The organism is Bacteroidota bacterium (genome assembly GCA_039714315.1).
Taxonomy (GTDB): Bacteria; Bacteroidota; Bacteroidia; order Flavobacteriales; family JADGDT01; genus JADGDT01.
Genome location: JBDLJM010000053.1, coordinates 1 through 19,020, shown reverse-complemented (window position 1 = coordinate 19,020; position 19,020 = coordinate 1). Strand labels below are relative to the sequence as shown.

The following is a 19,020-nucleotide window of genomic DNA, read 5'->3' as shown; positions in this document are numbered from 1 at the left end:
GCACCACCGCTTACCACGTCTCCGCTCGGCAACCGCAAGGCATGCTTTTATCTTTCCTCTTTCCTGCCTGACTGGGTCACGCAGGCAGGTATCTTTTATCTTTATTCTTTTATCTTTTATCCTTATTCTTTTATCTTTATTCTTTTATCTTTCCTACCTGACTGAGTCACGCAGGCAGGTATCTTTAGCCTTTCATCTTTAGCCTTTCATCTTTTATTCTTATATTACATAACTAATAATCTGCCCGGGTAGGGATAGAGGCGGCAGCTTGTGCTTATAAAAATTTGTGAATAACAGTTTCTGAAAGCGACGGAAGGAGCTTACATAAATTGATTATGAACAATTTTTATAAGTATAACTACAGCCGAAAGCCCGTTAAACCCGCCAAAACATATATATCATGACAAACGAAGAAAAAAGAATACATTCAAAGTTTAAACAAAAATCCTGGAACGAAATAAAATCTAACGACTCATGGGCTATTTTTAAAGTAATGTCGGAGTTCGTAGACGGCTTCGAAAAAATGAGCAGAATTGGCCCTTGTGTCACAATTTTTGGTTCGGCCAGAACAAAAAACGACAATCCCTTATATAAACTGACTGAAGAGATAGCCTATACTTTAACTCAAAAAGGATTTGGAATAATAACCGGAGGTGGCCCCGGTATTATGGAAGCGGGAAATAAAGGAGCCCACTTAGGAGGAGGAACATCGGTTGGTCTGAATATTGAACTGCCGTTTGAGCAGCATTTCAACCCTTACATTGATAATGACAAAAATATAGAGTTCGATTATTTCTTTGTGCGAAAGGTAATGTTCGTAAAATATTCTCAGGGATTTGTTGTGATGCCGGGAGGTTTTGGCACTTTAGACGAAATGTTTGAGGCACTTACATTAATACAAACAAAAAAAATCGGAAAATTCCCTATAATACTGGTTGGAAGTAAATTCTGGACAGGACTTTTGGATTGGATAAAATCAACATTACTTAGCGAATATGAAAATATTAATGCAGAAGATCTGAATCTGATCACAATTGTAGATACACCTGAAGAAGTACTGGAAACAATTGAGAATTTCTATGAAAAATATAATCTATCACCTAACTTCTAGGCAGTTGCATTGTCGAAATCAATAAAAATCAGTCAATAAGCTTTCTGTTTTATATAGTATGCTGCTCAATATTCTATTTCCGATAACTATAGTATCATAATTAATATCAATCAGATAGCAAAGATAATTAAGTTTCATTTACTATTTTTATATAAACTTTTAATTTTTACATAGTTATGAAATTTTCCTTATTAACTCTAGGGCTGGCAGCAGTATTTTTAACGAGCTGCGGAAACGATTCTGAGAAGAAAAAAGATCCTGTAAAAGACCCTGTTTCTTCTTCCGATAAAAAATGGAAAGAATTAAAAACCAGCGCAAATACTTTTTTTGCGGTTCTTCCGGAAGAATCGGTAAACCCGGATAATCCAACATCTGCCGAAAAAGTAGCTTTGGGACAAGCCTTGTACTTCGACAACAGACTATCGAAAGACCAGACACAAAGCTGTAATACCTGCCACGATTTAAACAATTTTGGTGTTGACAGCGAACCTGTTTCCGATGGAGATGACGGAAAGTCGAAAGGAACCAGAAACTCTCCTACAACATTAAACGCCGCTTTCCATTTTGCCCAATTCTGGGATGGCAGAGCCAAGGATGTTGAGGAACAGGCCGGAATGCCGGTTACAAATCCTGTTGAAATGAATATTCCATCAGAAGATTTTTTGGTAAAAAGACTGAAAAAAGTAGATTTCTATAAAGAGATGTTTGCAGCGGCTTATCCCGATGATAAAGATCCTATTACTTATGACAACATCAAAAAGGCAATTGGTGTATTTGAAAGAGAATTGATTACACCTTCTAAATTCGACAAATACCTTGCAGGAGATGATAAAGCTCTTAACGACGCAGAAAAAGAAGGTTTAAAAACATTTATCGACCAGGGTTGTATAGCATGTCATTCAGGTCCTGTACTGGGAGGAGCTATGATGCAGAAATTCCCGGTATTTGGAAAATACGAAGATTATTTGAGCGGCACAGTTGACATGGGTAAATATGAGGAAACTAAAAACGATATGGACAAGTTTATGTTCAAAGTTCCTTCATTGAGAAACATTGAAAAAACCGGGCCTTACATGCACGACGGAAGTATGTCAGACCTGTCTGAAGTTGTTAAGATGATGGGGAAAGCCGAATTGGGTAAAGATATTTCGGACGAGCAGGCAAAAAGCATTGTTACCTTTATGAACACTCTGACAGGAGATGTGGACGCTAAATATAAAACTGCTCCAGCTGTTTTAAGTGAATCATAAATTTTCTTATTCCTTTATTGTAAGGAAAAAAGGCTGTTTCAGAATACATTATTCTAAAACAGCCTTTATATTTTAATACAATTAGTAATTACGTAAAGAAAAAATCAGTATCAACTCTCTCCAATTATTCTTTTTGCAAATAACAATATTGAATCATCATCTAACTCCACTATCCCACCATCAGGACCCTGTTCTATATGGACTCCCATTGATTTTCCATGATCAAAATCGTGACCACCAAAATAATTTCTGACACTTTCATCGGATAGATTCAGTGCATCTGCAATTTTGTGAATTGAACCGGAAGGTAGGTTATCTTTAATACGCCTAAGTTCGTTGAATGTTATTGTCATACTTTTACGAATTTTAAGTTACTAGAATGTCCTTTAAATATATAAAAAAAAAGTCATCCAAATGGATGACTTCTTCAATTTATTTTAAAAAATAATTATGACAATCCGCTAATATTACCCTCATTATCAATGTCCATCCCCTCTGCAGCTGGTATAGCAGGTAATCCCGGCATACGCATCATTTTACCTGTAATAGGTATCACAAATCCGGCACCTGAGGCTATTTCTATATCACGTACAGTGATAATAAAATCTTCCGGCCTGCCTATCTTTTTCTCATCATCGGAAAATGATTTTTGAGTTTTGGCCATACAAATTGGCAATTTATCTAAGCCTAAATCAGAAATCTGTTTTATTTTCCTGTTTGCAGATGGCAGATATTTAACCTCTCTGGCTCCATAGGTTTTTTCTGAAATTTCCAGAATCTTGCCCTTAATACTATTGTCCCAATTGTAAAGCGGTGTAATCTTTTCCGTTTGATTATCTACAACTTCTGCAACAACTTTAGCAAGTTCTGTTGTTCCTTCTCCACCGTGCTCCCATCCTTCGGATAAAACAGATTTTACACCCATCTTGGCAGAAAGTTCTTTTACCAACTCTACTTCTTCATCAGAATCCGTTACAAATTTATTGATCGCTACAACCGGTTCTATTCCGTACATCTGAGCATTTTCGATATGTTTTTCCAGATTTGCAAATCCTTTTTCAACTGCATAAACATTTGGCTTATTAATATCATCTTTAGCTACGCCTCCATGGTGACGCAATGCCCTGATTGTTGCAACTATAACAATCGTTTTAGGCGACAACCCACCATAGCCGCATTTAATATTCAGGAATTTTTCTGCTCCAAGATCTGAACCAAATCCGGCCTCCGTTACAACATAATCAGAATTTGAAAGTCCCATTTTTGTTGCGATAATAGAATTTGTTCCCTGAGCAATATTTGCGAAAGGTCCTCCGTGCAATATTGCAGGATTCCCCTCTAAAGTTTGAACTAAATTTGGCTTAATTGCATCTTTCAACAGCATTGCCATAGCCCCAACAGCATTTAAATCTCTGGCATAAACCGGTTTTTTATCAAAGGTAAAACCAACCAGTATATTACCTAATTTAGTTTTAAGATCTTCTCTGTCGTTTGCCAAACAGAGAATAGCCATTATTTCTGATGCCGGCGTAATATTAAAACCATCCTGACGGGGAATTCCGTTCATTGTACCTCCAAGACCAATTGTGATATCTCTTAACGAACGGTCATTCATATCCATTACACGCTTCCAAAGTATAGTACGGGGATCTAAACCTAAATTCCTCTTCTTACTCTGTAGGTTATTATCTATCAGTGCCGCCAATAAGTTATTCGCTTTTTCCACTGCCGAGAAATCACCTGTAAAATGAAGATTAATATCTTCCATCGGTATTACCTGAGAATAACCACCACCGGCAGCACCACCCTTAATACCAAACACAGGACCTAAAGACGGTTCTCTCAATACTACCGTTGTTTTCTTACCTATTTTATTCATCCCTTCGGTAAGACCAATCGAAACAGTTGTTTTTCCTTCCCCGGCCGGAGTAGGTGTCAGTGCTGTAACAAGAATAAGATTACTCTTATTAACTTTCTCCTCATCTATCAGACTTAAGGGCAGTTTTGCTTTGTATTTACCATACATCTCAAGGTCGTCATGACTTACACCTAATTTATCGGCAATAGTAGTTATATGTCTTATTTCGGCTTCCTGGGCTATTTCCAGATCTGATTTATATGTACTCATTATTTTTATGTTTATTTGTTGTTAAAAATAGTGCACACGAATATATGGAATTTGTTATAATTTATAACATTCAACGACATATATTTAATCATATAAAAGCCTATCAATTCGCAATAGACTATAATATTGAAATATGTAACTTAAAAACAAAATAAACACTTCACTTTGAGCAAGGCCCGTGCAACACAATAATATCAAATACACATCAAAGTGCATTGGTATAACTCAACTCCGGCTGATATAGCATCTAATCAAATCCATAGTTAAACAGGATCCGGTATTGCTACAGCGCAAACTCATACCTTTTAAAACATAAGCACCTAATCTTTGTCCAAGAAAAAATGCGCTTATCAAAAACAGATAAGTATACCATGCGAATCCGATATCAGAATAAATCCTTAAGAGAATAATAAAAGGAACAGGAATATGGATAGCCAAAGCCCATTGAAGAGAAAACTTCCTAACATTTGCACGCCAATAACCAAAAGGGATATTGATTACAAAAACCAGAATACTAATTATCGTTAACTTTAATATCATTCTATTACCAGTATAAATACGGGCTATAGTAAACCCTTAATAATAAGCCATGCTAATTTAAAAAAAGCAAATACATTTTTAAGTTAATTACAAATTATTAATATTTTTTTACATTAATAACAGTTTTTCTCAATAAGGTAAATATAAAAACTCCCGCACTGAATAAATTCAATACGGGAGAAATAGAAAATTGAAAATATACGTATTATACCAATTACGATTCAAAATGATTGATAAATAAATTGAAATATAATTTTCTTAGACGAGGCAAAAAATCTTTGCATCTAGGCTAAGCCTAGACGGAACTATTTTTTAATGTAGAATAAGGAAAATAGAAGCAATTTATATCGGTCATTTTGCTTTGTGATTGGTATTAATAGTATCTGTAGCGACGTACGTTTGCAACGTATTTTGCTAACCTGATAACCTGACGGCTGTAACCGTATTCGTTATCATACCAAACATAAAGCACTATATTCTTACCATCTTCGGAAACAATCGTAGCAGGACTGTCAAAAATCGCAGGAGTTGGAGCACCAATTATATCTGATGATACTAATTCATTATTAAGAGAGAATTTAATTTGCTCTACAAGCTTACCGTCAAGAGAGTATTTTTTCACCAAATTGTTTAAATCCTCAATATTTGTTTCTTTACTAATATTTAAATTCAATATTGCCAGGGAACCGTTAGGTACCGGCACTCTAATTGCATTAGAGGTAAGTTTTCCTTCAAGCGACGGAATAGCCTTTGAAACGGCTTTACCGGCTCCGGTCTCAGTAATAACCATATTTACGGCTGCTGCCCTGCCCCTACGGTATTTACCATGCATATTGTCAACAAGATTCTGATCATTCGTATATGAATGAATGGTTTCTACGTGTCCCTTTTCTACACCTAAATTATCTTCAATTACTTTTAAGACTGGACTTATTGCATTGGTTGTACATGAAGCTGCCGACCATATATCATTCTCCTTATTATTAAATTCTTCGTGATTTACACCATATACAATATTAGGAACTCCTTTTGCAGGTGCAGTTAACAGAACTTTAGCAGCCCCTTTTGACTTTAAATGACGACCTAAAGCACTTTTATTCCTAAATGCTCCCGAATTGTCTATCACAAGCGCATCATTAATGCCATATTTTGTATAGTCAACTTTATCAGGGTTATCAGCGCTAATCATAAATACAGTTGTGCCATCTATAATCAGAGCCTTTTTATCAATATCGGTAACTACAGTTCCGGGAAAATGTCCGTGCACAGAGTCATTCCTCAAAAGTGCAGCTCTTTTTTCAAGATTTTTTTCATCTATTACCCCTCTGGTAACTATTGCACGTAACCTTAACTGCTCACCCCTTCCGGCATGAAGCATCAGCTCTCTGGCCAATAAACGCCCGATTCTACCAAAACCATATAGGACTACATCTTTTGGCGAAATAGGACTTTTTTTCTGCTTGAGTATGTCAACCAGTTTGTCCATCACAAAATGAGCACATGTTTCATATTTATCCTCCTCCAAGGCATGCTCATATGCTAATTTACCTATGTCTATTCTTGATGGATGGAGATTCAGCTTAGCTATCTCTTTTGCAATTGAAAGAGTATTATGAATGTTAATTGGTTTATTTACAAACTTACGTGCATATTCCTGTAAGTTTAAAACCTCACTAACATTGATATCCATCAACTGGTTTCTGAATAATAAAAGTTCGATTGATTTATCGAACCACAGGTCGTTTACAATTTTTATAAACTCCACGGCTGCCTTTCTTTTTTCAGCCTGTTGAGATAATTCTTTTTCAAAGAATTTTTCCTCGGTCTTCACTAATTGCATTATTGTTGTTGTTATTGTTGTTGTCCGGCAAATCTATATATGAGCACCCAATTACAAAAGAAAAAACTAAAAAATAAAGCGCTGATTTACAGCGCTTTTATTGTGTTAAATTTACACTTTATTACATTTTGACGGCATAATAATCAACATAACCTTCATTATTTACTACCTCCATTAAAACAGCCTTATCATTCCCTGATATTATACGTTCTATATCTTCTTTACTTCTTACCCACTGCTTATTGATTATTAGTATAATAAAACCATCTTTTATCCCAGCCTTACGTAATAACCCATCACCAATATTTAGAACCTTTACACCTGCTCTTACTCCTAACTGATACTTTTCCTTGTCGCTCAAAGGTTTAAAATCGGCATTTAGCATTTCTAATACATCTTTTTCTTCTAATTTATTTAACTCAGTTGTTCCATACGAATTAGTAAGTTTAACTCTTAATGTTTCTTTATTGCCACCTCTTTTAACTTTTACATTTACATCATCTCCGGGTCTTTTAGATGCAAGATAACCTCGTAAATCAGCAAAAGTTTTAATATTTTTATTATCTATTTTATAAATCACATCTCCTATTGCTAATCCGCTTTCACTTGCAAATCCGGAATCTGAAAAGCCACTTATATAAATACCTTCAGTATCTTTTACCTCTAATCGCTTTGCCGCTTCATTATTTAACTCATGAATATTTATTCCCAGATATGCTCTTTGAACCTGTCCGTATTCTATTAAATCTTCTACTACTTTTTTCACAATATTAGACGGTACCGCAAAAGAATAGCCCTCAAAAGACCCCGTGTGAGTAGAAATTGCTGTATTTATCCCAATTAAATCCCCATTAGTATTCACCAATGCTCCCCCGCTATTACCGGGATTTACAGCAGCATCGGTCTGGATAAACGACTCTATCCCCGATTGTCCCAAAAGGCGAATATCCCTGCCTATAGCACTGATTATTCCAGCCGTTACAGTTGATGTTAAATTAAAAGGATTCCCTACAGCCAATACCCACTCACCTAATCTGATATTATCGGAATCAGACAGGGTGATATTAGGTAATTTATCGGCTTCTATTTTCAAAAGAGCAATATCAGTTTTCGGATCTGTACCTATTATTTTTGCAGTGTATCTCTTCTGATTATTCAAAGTAACTTCGATCGACTGTGATTTTTCTATTACGTGATTATTAGTAACTATATAGCCATCCTGAGTAATAATAACTCCTGATCCACTACCCACCATTGGCTGTGAACGTTGCTGAGACCCACCGCCCCAGAAAAAATCTAAATCAGACCTTCTTCTTTGAGAACCTTCCATAACATTTGTAACATGTACTACTGCATTAACAGTCGACTCGGCTGCCTTCGTAAAATTAGAAGGCGACATATTATTCCTTGAATTACTCACAAATGACACCGGAGTACCTACAGATTCTTTTACAAGCTCAATATCTTTTTTATCAATAAGATAAACTGTAACTCCTGCAGTAATTACTGAAATTGTAACGGCAAATAGAATATTCTTAAAATTCATTTGTTTATAGTTTTTATATTTAGGGCGTGCCCTTTGTAGCAATAAAAAATCTTAATAAACAGCATCCTGTGTTAAATGCTACAAAGGTCGGGCTTTCGCTCATACTCCTCGATCGCCATCACTTTTGTTTCACAAAGCAATGACTCTCTGCGGGGTAACCGCTCTATCCCTCACGCAAATTCATCTTATATTAAAACTAAAATTCGCAAAAAATATTATCATATTTTAAATACTTAACATTTTTTAACTTTATTGTGTAAGTAATGATTTAATGCCTGAAATAAATACTTTTGTAGAAGCAATCACTTCTCATGGAAACATATTAAGAATTACGGAGGGTGATTTTTTTTGAAAATGAAACAAGCAATATGAAAATCAAATTTTATAAATATCAGGGGGCCGGCAACGATTTTGTTATGATCAACAACATGGATTTAGGGTTTCCTAAAGGTGACAACAAACTTGTAGAAAAACTGTGCGACCGCAGGTTTGGTGTTGGTGGTGACGGATTGATACTACTTGAACCTGACAACAACTACGATTTCAGAATGATTTATTACAACGCTGACGGATTCGAAGGTACAATGTGCGGTAATGGTGGCCGATGCTGTGTTGCCTTTGCAAAGCAAATGGAACTAATAAAAGGTTCAACAAAATTTATTGCCGTTGACGGGGAACATGAAGCTACTTTTGAGAACGAGTTAGTTAATTTAAAGATGATGAATGTAGATTTTGTTGTAGAAAATCAGGATCACTATTTTCTAAATACCGGATCTCCCCATCACGTCGAATTCATGAGTGGTGTTGCCGAACTGGATGTTCAGAAAAAAGGTTCCGAAATCAGAAACGGTGCTCCGTATTTTGAAGAAGGAACAAACGTGAATTTTGCAGAAAATCTTGGTAACAATACAATAAAGGTCAGAACCTTTGAGCGGGGTGTTGAAGCAGAAACTCTGGCATGCGGCACAGGCGTTACAGCCGTAGCCCTATCGGCATATAAAGAAGGTATACTAAATAATAACACCGTTAAAATAAATGTAGAAGGCGGTAATATGGAAGTTTCGTTCACCCCTGTAGATAACGGGTTCGAAGATGTTTTCCTTAAAGGACCCGCTACTTTTGTTTTTAGCGGCGAAATTGAGGTATAGTTGGAAGACGGAAGACGGAAGACGGGAATGCCTCATCGACTTTAAACTTCTGTCTTCCGACTCCTGACTTCCGACTCCTTATCCTCTCCTATACCGTGAACTTTCTTCACAAATATGTTGAAATATATCTTTATCGGTTTCTGTAAATTCAACCCCTTTCCTTTCCATTACTAATTTCGCTGTAGCTATAGCTTTATCAGAACGATAAGTGATAGATTTTCCTGATCCTCCCCAACTGAAAGACGGAATAAAATTTCTCGGGAATCCTGCTCCAAATATATTTGCACTAACTCCAACCACAGTACCGGTGTTTAGCATGGTATTAATTCCTGTTTTGGAATGGTCGCCCATTATTAAACCACAAAACTGTTGACCTGTCGGGATAAATCTACCTTCGGGATAATTCCAGGCTTTAACCTCTTCGTAATTATTTTTTAGGTTAGAGTTATTCGTATCAGCTCCTAAGTTACACCATTCACCAAGAACTGCATCTCCAAGGTATCCTTCATGTCCCTTATTTGAATAACCTGTTAAAACAGTATTTTTCACCTCACCTCCAACTGTAGAATAAGGTCCAACTGTAGTAGCTCCGTAAATTTTAGCACCCATTTTTATAACACTGTGATCGCAAAGTGCAAGTCCTCCGCGTACAGATACATTTTCTAAAATTTTAGCATTCTTTCCAATATAGATTGGTGCATCTTTGGCATTTAGAATTGCAAACTCTACTTCGGCACCTTCCTCTATAAAAATTAAATCCGGATTTAAAACTCTATTTGTTTCGCTAATAGGCTGTGAAACCCTTCCTTTCGTAATCAGTTCAAAATCATTCTTTAAAGCCTGCGCATTATTTTTAAATATATCCCAGGGATAGTTAATCTCAATTAACTCTCCTGCGAAATCAATTCTTTTATACTCTGCTAATACCGGCTCTTCATCCTCTACAGACACAAATGCAACAAGCTGATCATTACAATAAACAGCCTCTCTTTTATTTAGAGTTTTACAAAGATCTACAAGTTTTTCTGTAGGACAAAAAGAAGAGTTAATCATTAAGTTTATTTCGGCTTCTACCAAAGGATACTTAGCACTTAAATAATCCTCAGTTAATGTTGTTGTAGTATAGCCAAGATACTTTTCCCACTTTTCGCGAATAGTCAATATCCCAACGCGTAAATCCGCGACCGGGCGGGTATAGGTCAATGGCAAAAGATCATTTCTGCTTTCACCATCAAATAAAATGTAATTCATTAAGATTTTAAATTTGCGAACACTGCACATGCTCTGTTTTCCACAGCTCAAATATAAGCAAGCTCTACAAATATCATAGACTTAATCTCAAAAAATCGGAAGAGAAAAACTTTTGAACCTTCCCTTCTACTCCTGTCAGTAAACAGACTCAGAAACCATCACCCGTGCATAACTTTAAACTTTACCTCGCTGGCACTTTCGCTTTCAGCGGTTGCTCGGTGAATCTCCTGATGTCGATTTAGACTTTAAATTTACCCCATAAAAAAAGCCCCCCAATTCGGGAGGCTTTTATATATGTTATAAGCAAAATTACTTTTTGAATTTCGCGTATTTGTTCTTGAATTTATCAATACGTCCTGCCGTATCAACCAATTTAGTTTTACCTGTATAGAACGGGTGAGATGTGTTAGAGATCTCTAATTTCACTAAATCATACTCAACTCCTTCTACTTCGATTTTGTCAGTAGTTTCAACTGTTGACTTAGTCAACCAAGTTTCGCCATTCGACATATCTTTGAAGGCAACAACTCTATTATTTTCTGGATGGATTCCTTTTTTCATTTTCTATCGTATTTCTTTAAAATCCTTTTTTTCTTTTTTCGGACTGCAAAAATAGTTAATAATTCTTATATGGCAAAAACTTTTTTTAAGTTAATGCTATTAAAATTTACAGAATCCCTCAGGTAAGTTGGGATCTATAAAATATAGAAAGCCAAACACCACATTTGACCTCTAAAATAGAGCGCTGCAAATTTAATACAAAAAATCGATTTACAAACACTTATTTTAGCCAAATTAACAGTCTCCGGAATCATATATAAACCATAACACCTAATTACTGTAATCCGGGAAATCAACTTTGAGCTTTCACCCGAAAACTATATCTTCGCCAGGCAATTCTTAATATCATCAAAAGAATAAATATCAATGAAGAAAAGTCAACTTATATATATCACAATTCTACTTACAGTACTTGCTTTTTCTTCGTGCAGAAAAGATTTTAATGCAAAACAGGCAAGCACAAATCTTAAATTCTCTTCAGATACCATCTACCTCGATACAGTTTTTACAAATATTGGTTCATCAACCAGAGTACTGAAAGTTTACAATCAGGAGGATGAATGGGTAAATATCCCTGAAGTTAAATTAGGTCGTGGCGATGCTTCTTTGTACAGAATAAACATCGACGGACGAAGCGGTAACATTCAAAATGACATTGAAATTGCACCTAAAGACAGTATATTTATATTTATAGAAACTACTATCGACTATAATCAGGTAACAAATCCTTTATATACCGACTCAATAGTTTTTAGCACAAATACATTTCAACAAGATGTAAAACTGGTCACCCTGGTTCAGGATGCCGAATTTCTGTATCCTCCAAAAGGAGAATCTTTTTTTGTTGTAAATAAAGATCTGTGGACAAATGAAAAACCATATGTAATATACGGATATGCTGTAGTTGATTCTGCAAAAACTCTCGATATTCAGGCAGGATCGAGAATCCACTTCCACAACAATTCGGGATTAATAGTATATAAAGATGCAAGTCTCAGGGTTCATGGTGAACTCGACAACGAAGTTGTTTTTGAAGGAGACAGACTGGAACCCGCTTACACCGATGTTCCCGGTCAATGGGGAATGATTTGGCTTTATCCGGCTTCAAAGGATAATATAATTGATTATGCTATAATCAAAAACGGTCAAATTGGGGTAAGAGCAGACTCAATAGGAAACTCTACAAATCCTACTCTAAAATTGTTGAATACACAAATTTACAATCAAAGCATAGTTGGAGTTTTGGCGCAGGGATCACATATAGAAGGAGAGAACATAGTAATAAGCAACTGCGGACGAACTTCGTTGGCACTGCAAATTGGAGGTAAATACAATTTTAAACACTCTACATTTGCCAACTACTGGAGTAACTCAGTGCGTCAAACACCTTCGGTTTTTATCAGTAACTGGTATGAAAGTAATGAAGGTTCAATTATTTCGAGAAATCTGGACGAAGCATATTTTGGTAATTGTATAATATACGGTAATAATCAGGATGAGTTAGTACTTTCGGGAAACAATAATGCTAACTTCAATTACAAATTTGAAAACAACTTAATAAAGTATACAAACAGAGATAAGGAATTAGATTTTGAGATTGAAGGTAATCCATTATTTGAAAACACAATAATAAACGAAGAACCTCATTTCTGGGATGAATATATCAACGATATGAGAATAACAGATGAATCTGCTGCTGTTGGTTCAGGAAAGTTAGAAATTGCCAACGATGTACCATTCGATATTCTGAAAAAACAAAGAAACAAACCGGGCCAGATTGATTTGGGAGCTTATCAAAATGCAGTAAAAGAAGAAACTAAAGAATAGAGCAACTTCCCTTCAGTAAATAATGCAACAGTTATACTCCTGCCTAAACTATGGGTACATCGAAGGAAACCTTCTTTTCACTCATTACAAATACACTCTGAATATTAGCCATAACTTTTGTAGAGGATAATTTTTCGACTAAAAATGACTGATAATGATTCATATCTTTTACAATAACTTTCAGTAAATAATCGAAACTTCCGGCTGTGTGATAACTTTCTACTATCTCCGGCAAAGAATTTATTCGCTTTTCGAAGTTATTTATCGTGTCGATCTCGTGACTGTTCAACGTAACCTGACAAAAAACAATCATTGAATATCCCACCTTTTTCTTATCAACAACAGCCTTAAAGCTCAAAGTACCATTACGCTGCAACCGTTTAACCCTTTCATAAACTGGAGTTGTTGAAATCCCAACTTCATTTGCCAGCTCCTTCATGGTCATTCGTGCATCTTTTTGCAATGCTCCGAGAATTTTCTTGTCAATTTCATCCATAATAGAATAATTTTCCGAATCAATATTTAAACTATAACAAAATTATTGTTTTTTCATTTATTTACCCGCATTATTAGTTTTATTTTCTAATTAATCAACATATACAAGAACAAACAACTAAATACAACTCAGTATTAATAACTTTACGCCTATAGAATAATACAAACAGTATGAATACAGAACTCAACACAAAAGATAAACAAAAGCTAGATAACCTTTATGAGGCCATCAAGAATCACACTGAAAACTTTTTAGGGTATCCGGTTTCTAAAGACTTTAACTACGAAGAACTGAACAAGTTCTTAAAATTCCCAATTAACAACCTTGGAGATCCATTTATGCCTTCTACATGGAAAGTTGATTCAAGAGAGATGGAACGTGAAGTAATAGAATTCATGGCCGACTTATTACGTGCTCCAAAAAATAACTGGTGGGGCTATGTCACCAACGGTGGATCGGAAGGAAATATGTACGGTCTATATCTTGCAAGAGAACTTTACCCTAAAGGGATGGTATATTTTTCTCAAAACACACATTATTCTGTAAACAAGAACCTCAGAATACTAAACATGCAAAGGGTTGTAATTAAATCACAAAACAATGGAGAAATAGATTATAACGACCTAAAAGATACCATTGCGAGAAACAGACATATGCCGCCAATTATCTTTGCTAACATTGGGACTACCATGACCGAAGCTAAAGACGACCTGAGTAAGATAAAAGAAATAATGGATGATCTGGCGATTGAGGACTATTACATTCATGCCGACGGAGCCCTATCGGGAATGATAGCTCCTTTCTTAGATCCTAAACCTAATTTTGATTTCAAAGATGGAGCAGATAGTATTTCTATTAGCGGTCATAAGTTCCTGGGGTCACCAATACCTTCAGGTGTTGTAATTGCCAAGAAAAATAACATCGACCGAATTTCAAAATCTATTGCTTACATAGGAAGCGACGATACTACAATACCGGGCTCAAGAAACGGATTTAGTCCATTGGTATGGTGGTATGCAATAAAAAGCCTTGGCAAAGAAGGATTGCAAGAGAGAGTTAATGATAGTTTGAAAAAAGCAGAATACACTTTTAATAAGTTAAAAGAAAATGAAATAAATGTTCTGCGCAACAATAACTCTATTACTGTTGTACTTCCTGCTCCGGAACAAGATGTTATTGAAAAGTGGCAATTAGCAACTGAAAGAGACACTACTCACCTTATTTTAATGCCAAACACTCCATATGAAAAAATTGATGAAATATTGAATGATATAATACCCTCAATAAAAAGAAAGAATAATTCAGAGTATAAAAAAAGTGCTTAAGGGGGGTATAATTAATTAAATCAATATTTAAATTGACTAGTCCTAAAAAAAGCCGAAGCATAAAAACTTCGGCTTTTTGTATATATAAACTTATTATTTATCTCATTCCTTTAGCTCCACCCATCATTTTAGACAATTTTGCCATTCCGCCTCCCTGCATCATTTTCATCATTTTACTCATATCAGTAAACTGTTTCAACAGCCTGTTCACATCCTGAATAGATGATCCCGAACCTTTTGCAATACGTTTTTTACGACTACCATTTATCGTTTTTGGAAAATGGCGTTCTTTAGGGGTCATAGACTGAATAATTGCCTCAATTCCTTTAAAGGCATCATCATCGATATCTATATCTTTTAAAGCTTTTCCGGCTCCGGGAATCATCCCTAACAAATCTTTCATGTTACCCATTTTCTTGATTTGTTGGATCTGCTTCATGAAATCTTCAAAATCGAATTGATCTTTAGCAATTTTCTTTTGAATTCTTCTGGCTTCCTCTTCGTCATATTGTTCCTGAGCTCTTTCAACCAACGAAACAACATCACCCATACCAAGTATACGATCTGCCATACGCTCAGGATAGAACACATCAAGAGCATCCATTTTCTCACCTGTTGAAATAAACTTAATTGGCTTATTTACTACAGACTTAATCGACAATGCAGCACCACCTCTGGTATCACCATCTAATTTTGTAAGTACAACCCCGTTGAAATCCAACACATCGTTGAAGGCCTTTGCAGTGTTAACAGCATCCTGCCCCGTCATTGAGTCAACTACAAAAAGTGTTTCCTGCGGTTTAATTGCAGTGTGAACGTTTTTAATCTCGCTCATCATTTCTTCATCGATGGCTAAACGTCCCGCGGTATCTATTATAACAAGATTATTCCCATTTTCAGCTGCGAATTTTAAGGCATTTTTAGCTATTGATACAGGATCTTTACTTCCCTCTTCTGTATATACAGGAACACCCACCTGTTCACCTAAAACCTTCAACTGCTCTATTGCAGCAGGACGATATACATCACCGGCAACCAATAAAGGAGTCTTGCTTTTCTTCGATTTTAAATAGTTTGCCAGTTTTCCAGAAAAAGTAGTTTTACCCGATCCCTGTAAACCTGCAATAAGTATAACAGATGGTGTTTCACTAAGATTAATCCCTACACTGTCACCCCCCATCAACTGAGTCAATTCATCCTTAACGATTTTCACCATTAACTGACCCGGCTGTAATGAAGTCAACACCTCAGATCCAAGTGCTCTTTCTTTTACTCTATTAGTAAAATCCTTTGCAATCTTAAAGTTAACATCAGCATCCAATAAAGCACGTCTTACTTCCTTTAATGTCTCTGCAACATTTACTTCCGTAATCTTACCATGACCTTTAAGTACATGTAACGCCTTATCTAACTTATCACTAAAATTATCAAACATACCTATTAAAATTTTCTGGCTGCAAAAGTAACAATATCTATGAGCTTTTAAAACTACAATAGGAAAAACTGGACAATTAATTCGCTAAGATTATGATTTTCTTATTAAAAACTTAAATTTACTGATATACAGGGAATAACATCTCCTAAATAAACAGCTATTATTTACAACATTAATGGGTTAATAAAATTAACTGAGGGGAAAGATGACAATTTATTCCTGTTTAGGTTATGTTATGATGTGCATAATTTTTAAACCTCCCAGGAAATGACTTAACTTATAACGGATCAATTTATTTCCTATGTGATATTACAATATTAGTCCTAAACTTTATTAAATAGAAAATGGTGAATTTTTACAATTTTTATAAACCATTTTTTTCCATTTCCATAAAAAGCACCCACTTTCACTAATTTACCCTCCATTTTATTGATTTTTTTCACCTGTCTGAAACTCTCAAAAAGAATAAATTTGTTCAGTAAAAAAATTACTGTTTCAATTTCACTAATGACAAAAAATAATTTGAACAATACTAAATTCGATGCTATAGTAATTGGAAGCGGAATTTCAGGAGGATGGGCTGCAAAAGAATTATGTGAAAATGGGTTAAAGACATTAGTCCTCGAAAGAGGTAGAATGGTTGAACATATAAAAGATTACCCCACTGCCGAAAAAGAAGTATGGGACTTTGAATTCAGAAATAAACCGGACACTAAAAATCTCGCCAAACAACAAAAACAAAACAGAACCGGATATGCGACTAATGAAGAATCCAGACACTGGTTTGTTGATGATTTAAAACACCCATACAATGAGGTAAAAAGATTCGACTGGATTAGAGGCTACCATGTAGGAGGGAGATCGATAACATGGGGTAGACAAGCCCTAAGACTAAGTAATTTGGAATTCACATCAAATAAACGTGAAGGAATTGGAATAGATTGGCCAATCAGATATAAAGACATAGATCCCTGGTATACTAAAGTTGAAAAATATATTGGTGTAAGTGGAGAAAATCTTAACATGAAACACTTTCCCGATCAGCATTTATCACCACCATTTGACCTTAATTGCGCTGAGAAAGAATTAAAAAAACAACTCGAAATAAAATATAAAGACCGTCGATTAACCATAGGCAGGTTTGCTCATATTACCGGAGATAAAGTTCACGAAGGACGATCTAAATGCTTATACAGGAACAAGTGTATCAGGGGATGTACTCTGGGAGGATATTTTAGCAGCAACTCCTCTACCCTGCCTTCAGCCGAACGTACCGGCAATCTAACTCTTAAACCCGATTCGATTGTAACAGAAATCATCTATGATCCTGAAACTCAAAAAGCATCAGGTGTTAAAGTAATTGATGCAATTAACAAAAAAGTTACTGTTTATAATGCAAAAGTGATTTTCCTATGTGCATCTACAGTTGCTTCTACAAGTCTATTAATGCAGTCTAAGTCGGAAAGGTTTCCTAACGGGATGGGTAACGACAGCGGTCAGTTAGGACACAATCTAATGGATCATCATTTTAAAGTCGGTGCCAGAGCTATAGTTAATGGTTTCGAAAATAAAACATCCAATGGCAGCCGACCAGGCAGTTTTCATATCCCACGATTCAGGAATCTCGGAAATGTAGAAAGTAAACAAAATTACAAAGGAGGTTATTCTTTTCAGGGCAGTGCACGCCGTTTGGACTGGAGAAGAGCATTAAATAATTTTTCTTTTGGAAACAAGTTAAAAGAAGAAATGACCAAACCGGGCCCCTGGAAGATTGAAATGACCGGATATGGTGAACATCTTCCGTATTACGAAAACAAAATAACTCTCGACTATAAAAACAAAGACGAATGGGGACTACCTACCGTTACTTTTGACTGTGAATTTAAGGAGAACGAAAAGCTGATGAGGGAAGACATAAAAAAAGAAGCAGTTAAAATGTTTAAAGAAGCCGGATTTTACAATGTCGAAGGATTTGACGAACCTAGTTTCCCCGGAAATGCCATTCACGAAATGGGAACTGCCCGTATGGGGAACGATCCAAAAAAATCGGTTTTAAACAAATACAATCAGATTCATGCTGTAAAAAATGTATATGTAACGGATGGTTCATGTATGGTATCTTCGGGAAGTCAAAATCCTTCCTTAACATATATGGCTCTTAGTGCAAGAGCTGCAAACCATGCTGCAAAACAAATAAAAGAAGGAAAATTATAGTATGAATAGAAGAGATGCAATAAAAAATATCAGTCTGGGACTCGGTTATGCTATCAGTTCTACAACTATACTACAAGTATTCAATTCGTGCAGCGGCTCGAAAAAAAACGACATCTATTTTTTTAACAGAAAAGAACTCTATGTTATTAATAATCTGGTTGAAATAATAATACCCAACAGCGAAAAAAATACCGTAATGGATTTATTTCTCAGTAAGTTTACAGACAAGATGCTGATAAACACCAATTCGCCTGAAGAACAACAAATATTCAGACTGGGTGCTGAAGCCTTTATAAATAAATTTGAATTGTTATATAACAAAGATGCAAAAAAAGGATTCCCAAAAGA

Annotated in this window: 16 protein-coding genes; 7 read left to right on the top strand and 9 right to left on the bottom strand. The window is 35.6% G+C overall.

Translation table 11 applies throughout. The annotated features are described in order from the left end of the window. The first annotated feature begins 400 nt into the window (after positions 1-400). Both ABFR62_07165 and ABFR62_07160 read left to right on the top strand, forming a co-directional pair. Positions 401-1,111 (top strand): TIGR00730 family Rossman fold protein, encoded by a 711-nt coding sequence (locus ABFR62_07165; GenBank protein MEN8138195.1) that lies wholly within the window; start codon positions 401-403, stop codon positions 1,109-1,111. A gap of 176 nt (positions 1,112-1,287) precedes the next feature. Continuing rightward, positions 1,288-2,361, top strand: a complete 1,074-nt coding sequence (locus ABFR62_07160; GenBank protein ID MEN8138194.1) for a cytochrome-c peroxidase — start codon at positions 1,288-1,290, stop codon at positions 2,359-2,361. A 110-nt stretch (positions 2,362-2,471) separates the two neighbouring features. Here the strand turns inward: ABFR62_07160 and ABFR62_07155 are convergent, their stop codons facing one another. The 5 genes from ABFR62_07155 to ABFR62_07135 all read right to left on the bottom strand — a co-directional run bounded on the left by ABFR62_07155 (position 2,472) and on the right by ABFR62_07135 (position 8,415). Beyond that, positions 2,472-2,714 carry a DNA-binding protein gene (locus ABFR62_07155; GenBank protein MEN8138193.1) on the bottom strand — a complete coding sequence of 81 codons (243 nt, stop codon included), beginning with the start codon at positions 2,712-2,714 and terminating at the stop codon, positions 2,472-2,474. A 95-nt stretch (positions 2,715-2,809) separates the two neighbouring features. Next, the gene (locus ABFR62_07150) at positions 2,810-4,489 is read right to left on the bottom strand and encodes a formate--tetrahydrofolate ligase (GenBank protein ID MEN8138192.1); all 1,680 of its coding nucleotides are present in this window, start codon (positions 4,487-4,489) and stop codon (positions 2,810-2,812) included. 225 nt (positions 4,490-4,714) lie between these two features. Then, positions 4,715-5,029 carry a hypothetical protein gene (locus ABFR62_07145; GenBank protein ID MEN8138191.1) on the bottom strand — a complete coding sequence of 105 codons (315 nt, stop codon included), beginning with the start codon at positions 5,027-5,029 and terminating at the stop codon, positions 4,715-4,717. Positions 5,030-5,402: 373 nt separating this feature from the next. Next, entirely contained in the window at positions 5,403-6,869 is a 1,467-nt protein-coding gene (locus tag ABFR62_07140) for a glyceraldehyde-3-phosphate dehydrogenase (protein ID MEN8138190.1), read from the bottom strand. A 121-nt stretch (positions 6,870-6,990) separates the two neighbouring features. After that, entirely contained in the window at positions 6,991-8,415 is a 1,425-nt protein-coding gene (locus ABFR62_07135) for a trypsin-like peptidase domain-containing protein (GenBank protein ID MEN8138189.1), read from the bottom strand. Between the two features lie 368 nt (positions 8,416-8,783). Here ABFR62_07135 and dapF point away from each other — a divergent pair, with 368 nt between their 5' ends. Continuing rightward, the gene (dapF, locus tag ABFR62_07130) at positions 8,784-9,563 is read left to right on the top strand and encodes a diaminopimelate epimerase (GenBank protein ID MEN8138188.1); all 780 of its coding nucleotides are present in this window, start codon (positions 8,784-8,786) and stop codon (positions 9,561-9,563) included. 78 nt (positions 9,564-9,641) lie between these two features. On the opposite strand, the gene ABFR62_07125 is transcribed toward dapF, so the two are convergent. Together ABFR62_07125 and ABFR62_07120 are read right to left on the bottom strand one after the other, a co-directional pair. Further along, positions 9,642-10,814, bottom strand: coding sequence for a GlmU family protein (locus tag ABFR62_07125; GenBank protein MEN8138187.1), 1,173 nt, complete (start codon positions 10,812-10,814; stop codon positions 9,642-9,644). Positions 10,815-11,123: 309 nt separating this feature from the next. After that, positions 11,124-11,375, bottom strand: a complete 252-nt coding sequence (locus ABFR62_07120) for a type B 50S ribosomal protein L31 (protein MEN8138186.1) — start codon at positions 11,373-11,375, stop codon at positions 11,124-11,126. Between the two features lie 366 nt (positions 11,376-11,741). Between ABFR62_07120 and ABFR62_07115 the strand changes: the two genes are divergently transcribed. Beyond that, positions 11,742-13,202, top strand: a complete 1,461-nt coding sequence (locus tag ABFR62_07115) for a hypothetical protein (protein MEN8138185.1) — start codon at positions 11,742-11,744, stop codon at positions 13,200-13,202. 43 nt (positions 13,203-13,245) lie between these two features. Here the strand turns inward: ABFR62_07115 and ABFR62_07110 are convergent, their stop codons facing one another. After that, positions 13,246-13,698: an Lrp/AsnC family transcriptional regulator gene (locus ABFR62_07110; GenBank protein ID MEN8138184.1), complete on the bottom strand. Its 453-nt coding sequence runs from the start codon at positions 13,696-13,698 to the stop codon at positions 13,246-13,248. Positions 13,699-13,868: 170 nt separating this feature from the next. Between ABFR62_07110 and ABFR62_07105 the strand changes: the two genes are divergently transcribed. Next, positions 13,869-15,023 (top strand): histidine decarboxylase, encoded by a 1,155-nt coding sequence (locus tag ABFR62_07105; protein ID MEN8138183.1) that lies wholly within the window; start codon positions 13,869-13,871, stop codon positions 15,021-15,023. Positions 15,024-15,120: 97 nt separating this feature from the next. On the opposite strand, the gene ffh is transcribed toward ABFR62_07105, so the two are convergent. Next, positions 15,121-16,458 (bottom strand): signal recognition particle protein, encoded by a 1,338-nt coding sequence (gene ffh / locus ABFR62_07100; GenBank protein ID MEN8138182.1) that lies wholly within the window; start codon positions 16,456-16,458, stop codon positions 15,121-15,123. Between the two features lie 507 nt (positions 16,459-16,965). Here ffh and ABFR62_07095 point away from each other — a divergent pair. Then, a complete protein-coding gene (locus ABFR62_07095; protein ID MEN8138181.1) occupies positions 16,966-18,672 on the top strand; it encodes a GMC family oxidoreductase in 1,707 nt (568 codons plus the stop codon). Between the two features lies 1 nt (position 18,673). Then, a partial coding sequence (locus ABFR62_07090) for a gluconate 2-dehydrogenase subunit 3 family protein (protein MEN8138180.1) occupies positions 18,674-19,020 on the top strand: 347 nt, incomplete at its 3' end.

Coding starts and splice junctions, on each gene's coding strand:
- ABFR62_07135 (MEN8138189.1), bottom strand. CDS start 8,415: ATGAATTTTAAGAATATTCTATTTGCCGTTACAATTTCAGTAATTACT.
- ABFR62_07160 (MEN8138194.1), top strand. CDS start 1,288: ATGAAATTTTCCTTATTAACTCTAGGGCTGGCAGCAGTATTTTTAACG.
- dapF (MEN8138188.1), top strand. CDS start 8,784: ATGAAAATCAAATTTTATAAATATCAGGGGGCCGGCAACGATTTTGTT.
- ABFR62_07165 (MEN8138195.1), top strand. CDS start 401: ATGACAAACGAAGAAAAAAGAATACATTCAAAGTTTAAACAAAAATCC.
- ABFR62_07150 (MEN8138192.1), bottom strand. CDS start 4,489: ATGAGTACATATAAATCAGATCTGGAAATAGCCCAGGAAGCCGAAATA.
- ABFR62_07125 (MEN8138187.1), bottom strand. CDS start 10,814: ATGAATTACATTTTATTTGATGGTGAAAGCAGAAATGATCTTTTGCCA.
- ABFR62_07110 (MEN8138184.1), bottom strand. CDS start 13,698: ATGGATGAAATTGACAAGAAAATTCTCGGAGCATTGCAAAAAGATGCA.
- ffh (MEN8138182.1), bottom strand. CDS start 16,458: ATGTTTGATAATTTTAGTGATAAGTTAGATAAGGCGTTACATGTACTT.
- ABFR62_07120 (MEN8138186.1), bottom strand. CDS start 11,375: ATGAAAAAAGGAATCCATCCAGAAAATAATAGAGTTGTTGCCTTCAAA.
- ABFR62_07095 (MEN8138181.1), top strand. CDS start 16,966: ATGACAAAAAATAATTTGAACAATACTAAATTCGATGCTATAGTAATT.
- ABFR62_07105 (MEN8138183.1), top strand. CDS start 13,869: ATGAATACAGAACTCAACACAAAAGATAAACAAAAGCTAGATAACCTT.
- ABFR62_07140 (MEN8138190.1), bottom strand. CDS start 6,869: ATGCAATTAGTGAAGACCGAGGAAAAATTCTTTGAAAAAGAATTATCT.
- ABFR62_07155 (MEN8138193.1), bottom strand. CDS start 2,714: ATGACAATAACATTCAACGAACTTAGGCGTATTAAAGATAACCTACCT.
- ABFR62_07115 (MEN8138185.1), top strand. CDS start 11,742: ATGAAGAAAAGTCAACTTATATATATCACAATTCTACTTACAGTACTT.
- ABFR62_07145 (MEN8138191.1), bottom strand. CDS start 5,029: ATGATATTAAAGTTAACGATAATTAGTATTCTGGTTTTTGTAATCAAT.